A 14,454-nucleotide genomic window follows, 5' to 3' on the forward strand; every position below is an offset into this window, starting at 1 on the left:
GCTACTTCGTGTTGTTGTACTTGGTAATCGCGTCGTCGAGCCGCTGTAGCGCCGCGCCGTAGCCGGCGAAATCGCCCTTCTTCTGCGCGTCCCGCGCGGCGTTGATCGCGGTCTGAATCTCCTGCAGGGCAGCGGCTTTCGCCGGCGACAAGGTCGTCGATCCGTCCGGGGGCGGGGGCACCGCCGTCGGCGGCGACCCAGGACCGGGCGCCACGGCCGGCGTCGGCGGAGTCGCGGGCGGGGTCGCGGGTGCACCCGAATCGGTGGGAACAATCCCCGTCGCGGCCGCACCGGCACCGGGCCCGAACAACCCGGTGAGCGCGTCGCCGACGGTGGGGCCGTAGCCGATCTTGTCGTTGTACATCATCGCCACCCGGATCAACCGCGGATACGACGAGGCGGCGTCGCTGGCCCCCGGAGAGGCGTAGACGGGTTCGACGTACAGCAGGCCACCCTGGGCAACCGGCAGGGTCAGCAAGTTGCCCCAACGTATTCGGTTCTGATTGTCACGCCCGATCACACCGAGGTCTTGGGACACCGCCGGGTCGGTGGTGATCGCGTTATTGGCGAGCTTAGGACCGTTGACCTGACCCGGGATCGTCAGCACCGTGATCCTGCCGTACGTCGCGGGATCAGAGCTGGCACTGATGTAGGCGGCCAGATAGTCGCGTTTGAACCTGTTCATCGCGCTCGTCAACTGATATGACGCCGTATTGTCGTTCTTCGCAATGTTTTTCGCGACGATGTAATAGGGCGGCTGATAGCTGCTGGCCGTCGGGTTCGGGTCCAGCGGCACATCCCAGAAGTCAGAGGTGGAGAAGAACGTCACGGGGTCGTTGACGTGATATTTCGCCAGCAGCATCCGCTGCACCTTGAACAGGTCCTCGGGATAGCGCAAGTGCTCGGCAAGCTCGGGGGTGATGTCGCTCTTGGGCTTGACCGTGCCCGGGAAGACCTGCATCCAGGCCTTCAGCACCGGGTCCTGCTCGTCCTGCTGGTAGAGCGTCACGGTCCCGTCGTAGGCGTCGACCGTGGCCTTCACCGAGTTACGGATGTAGGAGACCTGTTTGTCCGGACCCAGCTTGTTGAACGCCACCTCGGTGGAGTCGGCGGTCGCGGACTCCAGCGAGGTGAGTTCGGAGTAGGGGTAGTTGTCCAACGTGGTGTAGCCGTCGATGATCCACACCAGGCGCTTGTTGACGATCGCCGGGTACACCGCGCTGTCGGTGGTCAGCCACGGCGCCACCGCCTCCACTCGCGCCGCCGGATCGCGGTTGAACAGGATCTTGCTGTTGGAGCCGATCACGCTGGAAAACAGGAAGTTTCGCTCGGCGAACTTTGCGGCGAACACGCTGCGGGACAGCCAGTCACCGATCGGGACTCCCCCGAGCCCGGTGTAGGTGTAGTTCTTGGTTTCGGTGTTGGTTTCGTAGTCGTATTCGCGGTCGTTGCCGTTGCGCCCGACGATCGCGTAGTCCGCCGAGGTGTTGGAGATAACCGGTCCGAAGTAGATTCGCGGCTGGTCCAGCGGAGCGGGACCGTCGGACACCACGCTGCCGTTGGCGCCGACGACGTTGGCAAGGAACTCCGGGTAGCCGCCGTTCTGGGTGGGATCGTTGGCGATGCCACGCACCGTGTTGGCCGGCGACGCGATGAACCCGTTGCCGTGGGTGTAGACGGTGTGCCGGTTGATCCAGTCGCGCTGGTTGTCGATCAGCCTGTCCGGGTTGAGTTCTCGGGCCGCGACCACGTAGTCACGCAGCGAGCCATTGCGGTCCAGGTAGCGGTCGATCGACAGCTGGTCGGGGAAGTAGTAGAAGTTCTTGCCCTGCTGGAACTGGGTGAAGGCGGGGCTGATGATCGTCGGGTCGAGCAACCGGATGTTCGAGGTCGTCGCGCGGTCGGCCGCGACCTGCTGGGCGGTGGCCTGGCCGTCGCCGCTGTAATTGCGATACGTCACCTGGTCGGACGTCAGCCCATACGCTTGTCGCGTCGCGGTGATGCTTCGGCCGATGTATTCGCTTTCCTTTTGCGCGGCATTGGGTCTCACGCTGATCTGCTCGACGATCAACGGCCAGCCGGCGCCCACGATCAACGACGACAGCAGCAGCAGGACAAGGCCGATCGCCGGAATCCGTAAGTCCTTGAGCACGATCGCCGAAAAGACCGCGGCCGCGCAGATCAGTGCGATCGCCATCAGGATCAGCTTGGCCGGCAACACGGCGTTGATGTCGGTATAGCCGGCACCGGTGAACGGCTTGCCGCCACGTGTGTGTGACAGCAACTCGTAGCGGTCCAGCCAATAGGCAAAGGCTTTCAGAACCACCAGCGTGCCGATCAGGCTGATCAACTGAACCCGCGCGGAACGGCTCAGGGCGCCGGTACGGCCGGACAGCCGAATACCGCCGAAGATGTAGTGCGCCAGCAAGTTCGCGATGAATGCCAGGAACACCGACACGAACAGGTAGCTGAGCACCAGCCGGTAGAAGGGCAGCTCGAATGCGTAGAAGCCGAGATCCTTACCGAACTGCGGATCCCTGATCCCAAAGCTCTGGCCGTGCAGGAACAGCTGGATGCGCACCCAGTAGCTCTGCGCGATAACACCGGCCAGCAGGCCGATCGCCGACGGGATACCGATGGCCACCAGCCGCAGCCGCGACATCACCACGGTGCGATAGCGCGCGACGGGATCGTTGTCGTTACTGGGGACGAACACCGGGCGGGTGCGGTAGGCCAGCGCGAGCCCGGCGAACACGATGCCGCCGACCAGCAGGCCGGCGATCAGGAAGACGACGATGCGGGTCGTCAGCACGGTGGTGAACACCGAGCGGTAGCCGAGCTCGCCGAACCACAACCAGTCGACGTAGGCGTCGATGAGTCGCGGGCCGGCGAGCAGCAACGCGATCACACCGAGCGCGATCAAAATCAGAATCCGGCTGCGCCGAGTCAGCTTCGGCATCCTTGCGGTGGGCCGCATCCCCACTAGCTACGCTCCCTGATCAATGTGAGCTGGACGTCACAACTGTACGCAGAATTGCGGGCTAGCAACTTGGCGCCTGACCCCCTTGCTGGATCGCGTGTAGCGCATCGACGGCTTGCCCAAGCGTCTCGACCTTGATCAAGCGCAGGCCGTGCGGGTTGTCCGCGCTCGCTTCGTAGCAATTCTTTGCCGGCACCAGGAACACGGTGGCGCCGGCCTCCTGGGCGGCAACCATCTTGTGCGTGATGCCACCGATCTGGCCGACCTTGCCGTCCGACGAGATGGTGCCGGTGCCCGCGATGAACGTCGAACCGGCCAGATCGCCGGTGGTGAGCTTGTCGACGACGGCCAGGCTGAACATCAGGCCGGCCGAGGGCCCACCGATGTTGGCCAGGTTGAAGTCCACCGCGAACGGCGCCCACGGCGCGTCGAGCACCGCGACACCCAGGAAGCCGTAGTCGCGGTCTTTGTTGCTGCCCAGCGTGATTTGCGCGACGCCGGCCGGCTCGTTCTTGCGGCGGAAATCGATCGTCACCACCTGCCCGGGCTTGGTGGCCTTCAGTAGTCCGGTGAACTGCTCGACGTTGACCACCGGAGTGCCGTTGACCGCATCGATCGCATCGCCGGCCTTCAGTTTGTCGGCTGACGGTCCAGCGTCGGTGACGGTCGCGACGGTGACGGCGGGTGCGTATTTCAGATAGCCCAGTGCGGCATACGCGGCACTGTCCTCGGAGTCTTTGAAATCGGCGTTGTTGGCCTTGTCGACGTCCTCGCGGGATTTGCCGGGCGGGTAGATGAGGTCACGCGGTACCAGCTGTTCCTGTCCGGAGAACCACAGCGTGAGGGCTTCGCCCAGGGTCAGATCGTCGCGCTGGGACACCGTCGTCATGTTGAGATGACCGGTCGTCGGGTGAGTTTGGGTGCCTTCGATCGCGACCACTTGCTTACCGTCGACCTCGCCGAGCGTGTCGAAGGTCGGGCCGGGGCCCAGCGAGACGAACGGCACCGTCACCACCGCGAGCAACACGCCGAAGACCAGGATGGGCACCAGCGCGACCACCAACGTCAGAATCCGCCTGTTCACGCCGCTTACCCTAACCGGACACCGGGGTGGCGTCTTTCAGCTACAAGCGTGATGCCGGATGGCGCCTTCTGTTCCGGCGGTGAGTACCGTTGAGGTCATGGCTGACCTGCCTTTCGGCTTCTCACACGGAGAAGACCCCGAGCGCGACAAGCACGGGAAGAAGAACCCCGAGTCCGGCTCGGGCCCGTCCGACCCGCTCGGCGCATTCGGCATGGGCGGGGATTTCAGCATGGGTGACCTGGGCCAAATCTTCACGCAGCTGGGTCAGATGTTCAGCAACGCGGGCACCGGGCCGGCCGGGGGCACCCCGTCGGGACCCGTCAACTACGACCTGGCCCGGCAGGTCGCGTCCAGCTCGATCGGGTTCGTCGCACCGATCCCGGCGGCGACGAACTCGGCGATCGCCGACGCGGTACGCCTCGCCGACACGTGGCTCGACGGCGTCACCGCGCTGCCCGCCGGCACCAGCAAGTCGGTCGGCTGGAGCCCCAACGACTGGGTGGACAACACCCTGGAGACCTGGAAGCGGCTGTGCGACCCGATGGCCCAACAGATTTCGACGGTCTGGGCGTCGTCGCTGCCCGAAGAGGCCAAGGCCATGGCGGGCCCGCTCATGGCGATGATGTCGCAGATGGGCGGTATGGCGTTCGGCTCGCAGCTGGGCCAGGCGCTGGGCCGGTTGTCCCGCGAGGTCCTGACATCGACCGACATCGGTTTGCCGCTGGGACCCAAGGGCGTGGCGGCGATCATGCCGGACGCGGTGGAAGCGTTCGCCGCCGGGCTCGAGCAGCCCCGCAGCGAGATCATGACGTTTTTGGCCGCCCGTGAAGCGGCCCACCACCGGCTGTTCAGCCACGTTCCCTGGTTGGCCAGCCAGCTGCTGGGCGCCGTCGAGGCCTACGCGGCGGGCATGAAGATCGACATGAGCGGGATCGAGGAGCTGGCGCGGGACTTCAACCCCGCCTCGCTATCCGATCCGGCGGCGATCGAGAACCTGCTCGGCCAGGGCGTCTTCGAGCCCAAGGCCACACCGGCACAGACCCAGGCGCTGGAACGGCTGGAGACCCTGCTGGCCCTGATCGAGGGCTGGGTGCAGGTCGTGGTGACCGCGGCCCTGGGCGACCGGATTCCGGGCGCGGCCGCACTCAGCGAGACGCTGCGCCGGCGTCGGGCCAGCGGCGGCCCGGCCGAGCAAACGTTTGCCACGCTGGTCGGCCTGGAGTTGCGGCCACGCAAGATGCGGGAGGCCGCCGCACTCTGGGAGCGTCTGACGGAGGCCGCCGGCATGGATGCACGCGACGGCGTCTGGCAACATCCTGATCTGTTGCCGGGAACCGAGGACCTCGACGAGCCAGCCGGCTTTATCGATCGCGTTATCGGCGGCGATACCAGCGGAATCGATGAGGCCATCGCCCAACTCGAGCAGGACGACCCCGGTTCTGTCGATGGCTAACGGGTTGCCCAACCCAACTTAGCAAACATTTATTCACAGCGGACCGGCAGCCCGTTGTTATGGAAACGTTACGCGAACGGCGTTAGATCGCTTGTTGAACCTCTGTTGAACAAAGCGAGAACGCTATGGATTATGCTTTGCTGTGTCCGGAGATCAACTCCGCGCGGATGTATGCCGGCCCCGGGTCGGGGCCGATGCTCGCCGCCGCGGCAGCCTGGGACGCGGTGGCCGCCCAGCTGGAATCGGCCGCCAGCGGATACGCCGCCGAGATCGCGGGGCTGACCGGCCGATGGTTCGGCCCCTCGTCGCTGTCGATGGCCGCCGCGGCCGCACCCTATATCGCTTGGCTCCAAGCGGGTGCGGCCCAAGCCGCCCAAACCTCCGCTCAGGCGTACGCGGCGGCGGCCGCGTACGAGGCGGCCTTCGCCATGACGGTGCCCCCGCCGCTGATCGCGGCCAATCGGGCCCGGCGGACAGCGCTGATCGCCACCAACTTCTTCGGGCACAACACCGCCGCGATCGCGGCGACCGAGGCCGAATACGCCGAGTTCTGGATCCAAGACGCCACCGCCATGTACGCCTACGCCGCGGACGCGTCGGCCGCGAGCACGCTGACGTCGTACCGCGAGCCGCCCCGCACCACCAGCGACTCCGGGCCGGCCGGCCAGACTCGCGCGCTGGCCCAGAGCGCCGCGAACACCAGCAGCGGCCAGACCCGGGCCGCGATGCAGCAGCTGAGCTCAACCAACGCCGCGGGCCACGACATCCCGGCCGGCGGCACCGCGGACGTTCCGGCCGGCAGCACCGTCACCATCGGCACCTACACCCAGATGGTCGTCGACAGCGGCTCGGTCACCATCACCATCCCGGATGGCGGCGGCGTCAACGTCTTTGCGCTGTCGCCCGTCACCGTCTACCCGGGCGGCACATTCTTCGCCGGGTCCGGGTGGGTAGGAATTCCGCCCAACACGATCATCGCCCCCACTTCCGGCGCCGTCACCCTTACGCCCGTGGGCGGCACCACCGGCGTGGGCGTCGGCTCGCTGCTCGGCAGTGGCTCCGTCACGATCGGCGCCCAATCCGGCGTCATGACCTTGGGCAACACCGCCACCGGCCTCGTCGGCTCGGCCGGCACGACCATCACCAACCTCGCCGGCACCGTCGCCTACACCACACCGAGCGCCGGTGTGCCCGCAGCGGTGGCGGCCCTGGGCGGTTCCCCGGGCCTGGCCGGAACCGCGGGAATCCAGCCTCAGCTCAATGCCGAAGGGCTCGGGCAATGGGCTCGCGCCCTGTCGGGCGCCGACCTGGCCGAAGGCTCGGCCGGACTGGGGGCATTATGACAATCATTGGCAGACAACGTAATTCGCTTAGCTGGTGATCTTGGTGATCTGGGCGTCGGGCAACGCCCTGACCGCGTCCGGCAGCGGCCGAAGGTAGATGTGAACCGCGTCGAGGAACTTGGGGCCGCTGCCGTCGGTCACCACCCAGTGCAGGAAGGCCTGCATCGTCTGCGCGACGGCAGGGTCCTTCTGCTTGCTGTAAACGATCGCGTACTCGTAGTTGGCGATCGGGTACCCGTCCGCGGCGGGGCCGTTGACCAAGGAGACCACCTGATTCGCCGGTGTTTGCGAGGCGGACCCGGCGGCCTCGGCCTCCACGCTCTCGGCGTCGGGCAACACGTAATTGCCTGAAGCATTGGCCAATTGGGCTTCGATCAGCCCCTTCTGCGCGGCCTCCGCCTGGTAGGGGGTGCCGAGATACGCGATGCAGCTACGGCGTCGAGGAGCCCGCGATCACTATGGCAGTTCCGTCCTTGGACCGCAGGAGCACATGGGTGACGGCTTCTTTGGATAACCGAGCGAGGCGTCCTGTCGCCCGCTGAGCGGTTGCGTGAATACCACTGCGTTTGTTTGCTGGGAGTGCTACGGTGTCGGCGAATCGATCGTCCGACTGGCTTTGGCGGCAACATGTTCAACTCCCAAATAGCGACCTCGGTGCGCACCGCATTGGTTTGCGCTTGCGTCGCCATGGCCAACGTTTCGTTGCTGTCGGCATGCGGCTCGGCGCCGCCGGCGACGAGTGCCGCCAAGACGTCACCCGTCGCCGCGACCGACAGTCCTTCGGCGAAGCCGACCACGGTGGGCGGCGGCGTGTACGGGGACCCGCAGGCGGCCGCCAAGTACTGGGTGCAGCAGTCGACGGAGGACACCTGCGGGCTGGCCTCGGTGGCCGATGTGGTCTGGGAGGTCACCGGCAAGGCCACGACGGAGGACCAGATCATCAAGCTGGCGCAGAACACCCCTTCGGTGATCCGCGACGGCCCGATTTACCTGCCCACCGGCGACCCGGGCCACGAAACCGAGAAGGGTGGCATCGACGCGGCCGACACGGTGGTGCTGCTCGACCACTACGGCATCAAATCGCGCATGACCTGGGACAAATACCCCGACGAGGTGACGCTGCCCGCGTTAGAGCAGTACCTCGGCGCCAACCGCAAGGTCATCGCGTGGGTCAACGGCGGCACCATCTTGGACAGCAACGACCAGCGCAAGACGGCCGATCACCTGCTCGTCGTCACCGGGATCGACACCAACAACGACACCGTGCACCTCAACGATCCCTACGCCGATAACGGCGACACGAAGGTCAGCATCACCAGATTCATGACCGCTTGGACAACCGGGCAGCACACGATCGTCGTTACCGCTGCGCCCGGCTGACCATCGCCCGGTCCTGTGGATAACTGACCGGGCTGTTGCCCCGGCCGTGGCACAGTCTGGATTCATGCCGCGGGACGCTGTGTATGCGCTGGACCCGGCGATGCCGGTGCTGCTGCGCCCCGACGGCGCCGTGCAGGTGGGTTGGGATCCCCGCCGCGCGGTACTGGTCCGTCCACCGCGTGGCCTGGCCGCGGCGGCGCTGGCCGCGCTGTTGCGCGCGATGCGATCACCCTTGCCGATCACCGAGCTGCAGCGCCAAGCGATCGAACGGGGGTTGACCGACAACGACGGCCTGACCGACCTCGTCGCTCAGCTGATGAGCGCCCGGGTGGTGACGCGCGGGCGCCGGCAGGACGGCGGCCGGGCCGCCTCGATCCGGATCCACGGCCGCGGGCCGCTATCGGACCTGCTGATGGAGTCGCTGCGGTGCTCGGGGGCGCGGATCGCGCACAGCAGCCAGCCGCACGCCGCGGTGTCGCGCGCGACCGTCGACCTGGTGGTGCTGGCCGACTACCTGATCGCCGACCCGCGCATGGTGCGCGATCTACACACGCAGGGCGTCGCCCACCTCGCGGTCCGGGTACGCGACGGCACCGGGCTGGTCGGCCCGCTGGTCATCCCCGGCGTGACCAGCTGCCTGGGCTGCGCCGACCTACACCGCAGCGACCGAGACGCCGCGTGGCCCGCGGTCGCGGCACAGCTGCGCGAGAGCGTCGGTGTGGCCGATCGCGCCACCCTGCTGGCGACCGCGGCGCTGGCGCTCAACCAGGTCAATCGGGTGATCGCCGCGGTGCGCGGCCACGATGACGGGCCCGATCCCGGGCCACCGCGGGCGCTGAACGCCACGCTGGAATTCGACCTGGACGCCGGCGCCATTGTCGAGCGGCAGTGGACCAAGCATCCGTTGTGTCCGTGCTGAGCGGGCCGTCGTCCGAGTGGCCGGGAAAGTTCGGCTCAGCGTGACCACCGGTCGTTGCGAGACCTCACTGTTGCGTAGATCAAGCACGGCACTGGCGTTTCGTCATGGATGATGGGTGTGTGTCTGAGATCAAACGGGGGCGCGCTGCGCGCAACGCGAAGTTAGCGACTATTCCGGTCGGCTTTGCTGCGCGGTCCGCACTGGGCTTTGGCAAGCGGCTGACCGGCAAGTCGAAAGACGAAGTCCAGGCCGAGCTGCTGGAGAAGGCCGCCAACCAGCTGTTCCAAGTGCTTGGCGAGCTCAAGGGTGGGGCGATGAAGGTCGGCCAGGCCCTCTCGGTGATGGAAGCCGCGATTCCCGAGGAGTTCGGCGAGCCCTACCGCGAAGCTCTGACGAAGCTGCAGAAGGACGCGCCGCCGTTGCCGGCCGACAAGGTGCACCGGGTACTCGACGCGCAGCTGGGCACCAAGTGGCGGGGCCGGTTCAGCTCGTTCGACGACACCCCGGTGGCCTCGGCCAGCATCGGCCAGGTGCACAAGGCGGTGTGGTCCGACGGTCGCGAGGTGGCCGTCAAGATCCAATACCCGGGCGCCGACGAAGCACTACGGGCCGACCTGAAGACCATGCAGCGGATGGTCGGGGTGGTCAAACAGCTGGCGCCCGGCGCCGACGTCCAGGGCGTGGTCGACGAGCTGATCGAGCGCACCGAAATGGAACTCGACTACCGGCTCGAGGCCGACAACCAGCGCGCATTCGCCAAGGCGTACCACGAACATCCGCACTTCGCGGTGCCGCGCGTGGTGGCCAGCGCGCCCAAGGTGGTGGTTCAGGAGTGGATCCAGGGCGTGCCGATGGCCGAGATCATTCGCCACGGAACCCCCGAGCAGCGCGACCTGATCGGCACCCGGCTCCTCGAGCTCACCTTCGACGCGCCCCGCCGGCTGCAGTTGCTGCACGGCGACGCGCACCCCGGTAACTTCATGCTGCTGCCCGACGGGCGGATGGCCGTCATCGACTTCGGTGCCGTGGCGCCCATGCCCGGCGGTTTTCCGATCGAGCTCGGAATGACCATCCGGTTGGCCCGCGACAAGAACTACGACCTGCTGTTGCCGACGATGGAAAAGGCCGGCTTCATCCAGAAGGGCCAGCAGGTGTCGGTGCGCGACATCGATGACATGCTGCGCCAGTACGTCGAACCGGTCGAGGTCGAGGTCTTCCACTACACCCGTAAATGGCTGCAGAAGATGTCCGCCGTCGAGATCGACCGGTCGGTGTCGCAGATCCGGACGGCCCGGCAGATGGACCTGCCGCCGAAGCTGGTGATCCCGATGCGGGTGATCATGTCGGTGGCCGCGATCCTCTGCCAGCTCGATGCCCACGTGCCGATCAAGGGGTTGTCCGAAGAGCTGATCCCCGGCTTCGCCGAACCCGACGTCGCGGCCATCTAGGCGGCGACCACATCCTTGCGGGGACGCCCGCGCGGCCGTTTGAAACCCACGACCGAGCCCCGCTCGAATATCTCGCCGCCCCACACACCCCACGGTTCGGCACGGTCCAGCGCCGCGGCTAGGCACTGACGGCGCACGGGGCAGTCCGTGCACAGCGTCTTGGCGCGCTCCAGGTCCGCCGGGGTCTCGGCGAACCATAGGTCGGGATCACCGGCGTGGCATGGCAACACCGGCTGCGGCTGTCTGGGGACTGTCGGTGCCGACATGTCCTGCTCACCTGCTTCCTGGTTGGTTTTCGGTGATCCGGACCAGGTTGCGGGTTGCCGACCCAAAACTATGGCCACGGATCCTGATGACTTCGGGTCCGTGGCCATGTGGTGAAAACGGGGCTGTTAGGTAAGACCCCAATCCACGGACTCGCGAGTCGCGGCGGCGGCGCGATGCTTAAGCGCGGCCGCCGGCGTAGCGGCGGCGTGGGCAGCGTGGGAGGTCCACGCGGTCAGCACCGCGCCGGCCACGCCTACCTCGAACGAGTCGTTGATCATCGTGGCCACCTCCTCTCGCCTGTGCGCATGCCAGCTCGCGCCGGCAGCAGATTGCGTTTCCGAGAGTAGATGGTAGCCGACGGTACTGACAACCGATTTTCTGACCTGCGGGTTTGCCGCCGTCCGGGCGGCGCAATCGGTCAGGAGCGGCCGCGCACCATCTCCAAGACGTCGGGACCGTACTGCTCGAGCTTGCGTGCGCCGATACCCGGGATCGCGATCAGGGCCGCTTCGTCGTCGGGCAGCAGTTCGGCGATCGCGATCAGCGTGTTGTCGGTGAAGACGACGTACGCGGGCACCTTCTGCTCCTTGGCGACGTCCAACCGCCACTCCTTGAGCCGCAGCAACAACGCCTCGTCGATGTCCGCCGAGCACGTCTCGCAGCGGCGCAGCATGACCGCCGTCGGCGTGGTCAGGTTGTTGTTGCAGATCCGGCACCGCGACGGGCCTTGCTTGCGCCGGGATTTGCCCGGCGCCGGGTCGGTACGCGTCTGCGGCGCAATTCCGTTGAGAAACCGCGACGGCTTGCGGGTCTGCCGACCGCCCGGGCTGCGCGACAGGGCCCAGGACAGCGCCAAATGCACTCGGGCCCTGGTGATTCCGACATACAGCAGGCGACGCTCTTCTTCGACCGGTTCGCTCTCGGCGCCGTGGGCCAGGGCGTGCGAAATGGGCAGGGTGCCGTCGGCCAACCCGACCAAAAACACCGCGTCCCATTCCAGGCCCTTGGCGGCGTGCAGCGACGCCAAGGTGACGCCCTGCACCACCGGTGGGTGCCGGGAGTCGGCCCGGATCAACAGCTCGGCCACCAGGCCCGGCAGTTCCAGCTCCGGGCGCTGGGCCACCTCGTCGTCCACCAATTCCGCCAACGCGGTCAGCGCCTCCCAGCGCTCCCGGGCCCGGGTCCCGACGGGTTCGGAGGCCGTCAGCCCCAGCGGTTCCAGCACCGCGCGGACCACCTCGGGCACCGGACCCTCGGCGCCTCGCTCGGCGGCGCGCCGCAAGGCCACCATCGCCTGCTTGATCTCCTGGCGGTTGAAGAAGCCCTCGCCGCCGCGCACTTGGTAGGCGATGCCCGCCTCGGTCAGGGCCTCCTCGTAGATCTCGGACTGCGCGTTGACGCGGTAGAGCACCGCGATTTCGGACGGCGCGGTGCCGGATTCGATCAGCCCGGCGATCGTCTTCGCGACCGCGGCCGCCTCGACGGTTTCGTCGGGATGCTCGTGAAACGTCGGCACGGGACCCGGCGCCCGCTGGCCGGACAGCTGCAGCTTGCTGCCGGCGACCCGGCCGCGGGCCGCGGCGATCACCTGGTTGGCCAGCGATACGACCTGCGGGGTGGACCGGTAGTCGCGCTCCAGGCGCACCACCGTCGCGTCCGGGAACTGCCGCGAGAAGTCGAGCAGGTAGCGGGGCGAGGCGCCGGTGAACGAGTAGATGGTCTGGTTGGCGTCGCCGACGACGGTCAGGTCGTCGCGATCGCCCAGCCACGCCGACAGCACCCGCTGCTGCAGCGGGGTGACGTCCTGGTACTCGTCGACGACGAAGCAGCGGTAGCGGTCGCGGAATTCCTCGGCGACCGCGGCGTCGTTTTCGATCGCGGCCGCGGTGTGTAGCAGCAAGTCGTCGAAGTCGAGCAGCGTCAGCGATTCGTCGCGGACCTTGAGGGCCTCGTAGGCGGTGTAGACGTCGGCGACCTTATTGGCGTCCAGCGGGATGTCACGTCCGGCGGCGGCGACCTCGCTCGGGTACGCCTCGGGGCCGATCAACGAGGCCTTGGCCCACTCGATCTCGCCGGCCAGGTCGCGCACGTCGTCGGTGCTGACATTGAGCCGGATGCGGCTGGCCGCCCGGGCCACGATGGCGAACTTGGTGTCCAGTAGCTGCCAGCCGGTGTCGCCGACCACCCGCGGCCAGAAATATCGCAACTGCCGGTGTGCGGCCGAGTGAAAGGTCAGCGCCTGCACGGCGCCGACGCCGGATCCGTTCTGCGCCGCGACGGCGTCCAGCGTCCGCAATCGGGACCGCATCTCGCCGGCCGCGCGCTGGGTGAACGTGACGGCCAGCACCTGCCCGGCGGCGACATGGCCACTCGCCACCAGCTGGGCGATGCGGTGTGTGATGGTGCGAGTCTTGCCTGTTCCGGCGCCCGCGAGCACACATACCGGTCCGCGCGGCGCCAGCACGGCTTCGCGCTGTTCGTCGTCCAGTCCGGCGGTCAGTGGGTCGGCGACCAACGGCATGCCGTCCATCTTGGCAGCGGTCGCCGACAAACCCGGTGTTTCGCCACGCCGAACCCGCCCGCCCGGGTGGCGCCCCTGGTGCGGAACGCGCGGTCGCCGGGCTACGTTATCGGGTTATGAGCAACGCTCCGATTACCGTTTACACGACGTCATGGTGTGGTTATTGCCATCGGCTCATGACCGTGCTCAAGTCCAACGGAATCCCGTACGAGACGGTCGACATCGAAGACGACCCGGCGGCCGCGGAATTCGTCGGTTCGGTCAACGGTGGGAACCGGACGGTGCCGACGGTGAAGTTCGCCGACGGCTCGACGCTGACCAACCCGAGTGCCGCCGAGGTGAAAGCGAAGCTGGCTCAGGTCGCCGGCTGAGCCGCGCGACTTACGATACGAACCATGGCGCCGAATTTGCGTTCGCGACAAAACAGCCCAATTCGCAAATTCTCGGCGGCCGCGATGGGTTGCGCCGCGGTGATGTTGATGTCGGCTTGCTCGCATTCGAGCACCCCGGCCAAGTCGCACCCCACCGTCACCCACGTCGACGACATGATCGTCGGCCTCGATGACGTCCGGCGCATCGCCAAGGCCGACGATCTCGCGCGTGCCGAGGCGGACCTGAACAAGCCGGCCCCGTCGGACGCCAACGCGCCGGGACCGTGTCGGGTGGTGGGACACAACGACCTCACCTTCGGCAGCAACTGGACGGAGTTTCGGGCCGCGGGGTTCCACGGCGTCACCGACGACATCCAGCCGCTGGGCCGGGCGATGATCAATGGAGTCACCCAGGCGGCGGGGCGCTACGCGAATCCCGATGCGGCGCAAGGCGCATTCCATCAGCTGGAATCCTCGCTGCAAGCGTGCGTGGCCCTGCAAGACCCGAACTACAGCTTCACCCTCGATCGACCGGATCCGTCGACGCTGAAGCTCAGCGCCGACCAGTGGAGCCATCTGTACCGCACCAAGTCTGCGTATCTCGTGTCGGTCGGCGTGGTCGGGCTCGAGTCCGCGGATCAGATCGCGAACTCCGTCCTGCAGATCATCACCGATCGCATCGGTTAGC

The 14,454-nt window shown here is 67.1% G+C and carries 13 protein-coding genes; 7 read left to right on the forward strand and 6 right to left on the reverse strand.

Translation table 11 applies throughout. The annotated features are described in order from the left end of the window. Position 1: 1 nt before the first annotated feature. Both G6N55_RS10325 and G6N55_RS10330 read right to left on the reverse strand, forming a co-directional pair. Positions 2 to 2,983, reverse strand: a complete 2,982-nt coding sequence (locus tag G6N55_RS10325; protein WP_085223062.1) for a UPF0182 family protein — start codon at positions 2,981 to 2,983, stop codon at positions 2 to 4. A gap of 58 nt (positions 2,984 to 3,041) precedes the next feature. Next, positions 3,042 to 4,064, reverse strand: a complete 1,023-nt coding sequence (locus G6N55_RS10330) for a YlbL family protein (protein WP_085223063.1) — start codon at positions 4,062 to 4,064, stop codon at positions 3,042 to 3,044. A 79-nt stretch (positions 4,065 to 4,143) separates the two neighbouring features. On the opposite strand from G6N55_RS10330, the gene G6N55_RS10335 reads away from it, so the two are divergent. Together G6N55_RS10335 and G6N55_RS30100 are read left to right on the forward strand one after the other, a co-directional pair. Next, positions 4,144 to 5,517 (forward strand): zinc-dependent metalloprotease, encoded by a 1,374-nt coding sequence (locus tag G6N55_RS10335; RefSeq protein ID WP_139826908.1) that lies wholly within the window; start codon positions 4,144 to 4,146, stop codon positions 5,515 to 5,517. Between the two features lie 125 nt (positions 5,518 to 5,642). Further along, entirely contained in the window at positions 5,643 to 6,860 is a 1,218-nt protein-coding gene (locus tag G6N55_RS30100) for a PPE family protein (protein ID WP_085223066.1), read from the forward strand. 27 nt (positions 6,861 to 6,887) lie between these two features. Here G6N55_RS30100 and G6N55_RS10345 read toward each other — a convergent pair whose 3' ends face one another. Next, on the reverse strand, positions 6,888 to 7,223 hold the full coding sequence (locus G6N55_RS10345; RefSeq protein ID WP_372517577.1) for a type 2 periplasmic-binding domain-containing protein: 336 nt from the start codon (positions 7,221 to 7,223) through the stop codon (positions 6,888 to 6,890). A gap of 324 nt (positions 7,224 to 7,547) precedes the next feature. Between G6N55_RS10345 and G6N55_RS10350 the strand changes: the two genes are divergently transcribed. The 3 genes from G6N55_RS10350 (at position 7,548) to G6N55_RS10360 (ending at position 10,607) form a co-directional block, all read left to right on the forward strand. Further along, a complete protein-coding gene (locus G6N55_RS10350; RefSeq protein WP_232078972.1) occupies positions 7,548 to 8,240 on the forward strand; it encodes a C39 family peptidase in 693 nt (230 codons plus the stop codon). A 64-nt stretch (positions 8,241 to 8,304) separates the two neighbouring features. Continuing rightward, positions 8,305 to 9,159 carry a cyclodehydratase gene (locus G6N55_RS10355; RefSeq protein ID WP_085223072.1) on the forward strand — a complete coding sequence of 285 codons (855 nt, stop codon included), beginning with the start codon at positions 8,305 to 8,307 and terminating at the stop codon, positions 9,157 to 9,159. 104 nt (positions 9,160 to 9,263) lie between these two features. After that, positions 9,264 to 10,607, forward strand: coding sequence for a macrolide-binding ATPase MABP-1 (locus G6N55_RS10360; protein ID WP_085223074.1), 1,344 nt, complete (start codon positions 9,264 to 9,266; stop codon positions 10,605 to 10,607). On the opposite strand, the gene G6N55_RS10365 is transcribed toward G6N55_RS10360, so the two are convergent. The 3 genes from G6N55_RS10365 to G6N55_RS10375 form a co-directional block, all read right to left on the reverse strand. Then, on the reverse strand, positions 10,604 to 10,873 hold the full coding sequence (locus G6N55_RS10365) for a WhiB family transcriptional regulator (RefSeq protein ID WP_085223076.1): 270 nt from the start codon (positions 10,871 to 10,873) through the stop codon (positions 10,604 to 10,606). The two genes, G6N55_RS10360 and G6N55_RS10365, sit on opposite strands and share 4 nt — an antisense overlap. A gap of 126 nt (positions 10,874 to 10,999) precedes the next feature. Next, positions 11,000 to 11,152 carry a hypothetical protein gene (locus G6N55_RS10370; protein ID WP_163667267.1) on the reverse strand — a complete coding sequence of 51 codons (153 nt, stop codon included), beginning with the start codon at positions 11,150 to 11,152 and terminating at the stop codon, positions 11,000 to 11,002. A gap of 140 nt (positions 11,153 to 11,292) precedes the next feature. Beyond that, positions 11,293 to 13,395 carry an ATP-dependent DNA helicase UvrD2 gene (locus tag G6N55_RS10375; protein ID WP_163667728.1) on the reverse strand — a complete coding sequence of 701 codons (2,103 nt, stop codon included), beginning with the start codon at positions 13,393 to 13,395 and terminating at the stop codon, positions 11,293 to 11,295. A 116-nt stretch (positions 13,396 to 13,511) separates the two neighbouring features. On the opposite strand from G6N55_RS10375, the gene mrx1 reads away from it, so the two are divergent. Both mrx1 and G6N55_RS10385 read left to right on the forward strand, forming a co-directional pair. Then, positions 13,512 to 13,766, forward strand: coding sequence for a mycoredoxin Mrx1 (mrx1, locus tag G6N55_RS10380; protein WP_085223080.1), 255 nt, complete (start codon positions 13,512 to 13,514; stop codon positions 13,764 to 13,766). Between the two features lie 24 nt (positions 13,767 to 13,790). Then, positions 13,791 to 14,453 carry a sensor domain-containing protein gene (locus G6N55_RS10385; RefSeq protein WP_085223082.1) on the forward strand — a complete coding sequence of 221 codons (663 nt, stop codon included), beginning with the start codon at positions 13,791 to 13,793 and terminating at the stop codon, positions 14,451 to 14,453. The last annotated feature ends 1 nt before the right edge of the window (position 14,454 follow it).

The organism is Mycobacterium florentinum (assembly GCF_010730355.1).
Lineage (GTDB): Bacteria > Actinomycetota > Actinomycetes > Mycobacteriales > Mycobacteriaceae > Mycobacterium > Mycobacterium florentinum.

Bases quoted from the DNA above. Each gene is read 5' to 3' on its own strand.
- G6N55_RS30100 (WP_085223066.1), top strand. From the start codon at position 5,643: ATGGATTATGCTTTGCTGTGTCCGGAGATCAACTCCGCGCGGATGTAT.
- G6N55_RS10350 (WP_232078972.1), top strand. From the start codon at position 7,548: ATGGCCAACGTTTCGTTGCTGTCGGCATGCGGCTCGGCGCCGCCGGCG.
- G6N55_RS10355 (WP_085223072.1), top strand. From the start codon at position 8,305: ATGCCGCGGGACGCTGTGTATGCGCTGGACCCGGCGATGCCGGTGCTG.
- G6N55_RS10360 (WP_085223074.1), top strand. From the start codon at position 9,264: ATGGATGATGGGTGTGTGTCTGAGATCAAACGGGGGCGCGCTGCGCGC.
- G6N55_RS10365 (WP_085223076.1), bottom strand. From the start codon at position 10,873: ATGTCGGCACCGACAGTCCCCAGACAGCCGCAGCCGGTGTTGCCATGC.
- G6N55_RS10370 (WP_163667267.1), bottom strand. From the start codon at position 11,152: ATGATCAACGACTCGTTCGAGGTAGGCGTGGCCGGCGCGGTGCTGACC.
- G6N55_RS10375 (WP_163667728.1), bottom strand. From the start codon at position 13,395: ATGCCGTTGGTCGCCGACCCACTGACCGCCGGACTGGACGACGAACAG.
- mrx1 (WP_085223080.1), top strand. From the start codon at position 13,512: ATGAGCAACGCTCCGATTACCGTTTACACGACGTCATGGTGTGGTTAT.
- G6N55_RS10385 (WP_085223082.1), top strand. From the start codon at position 13,791: ATGGCGCCGAATTTGCGTTCGCGACAAAACAGCCCAATTCGCAAATTC.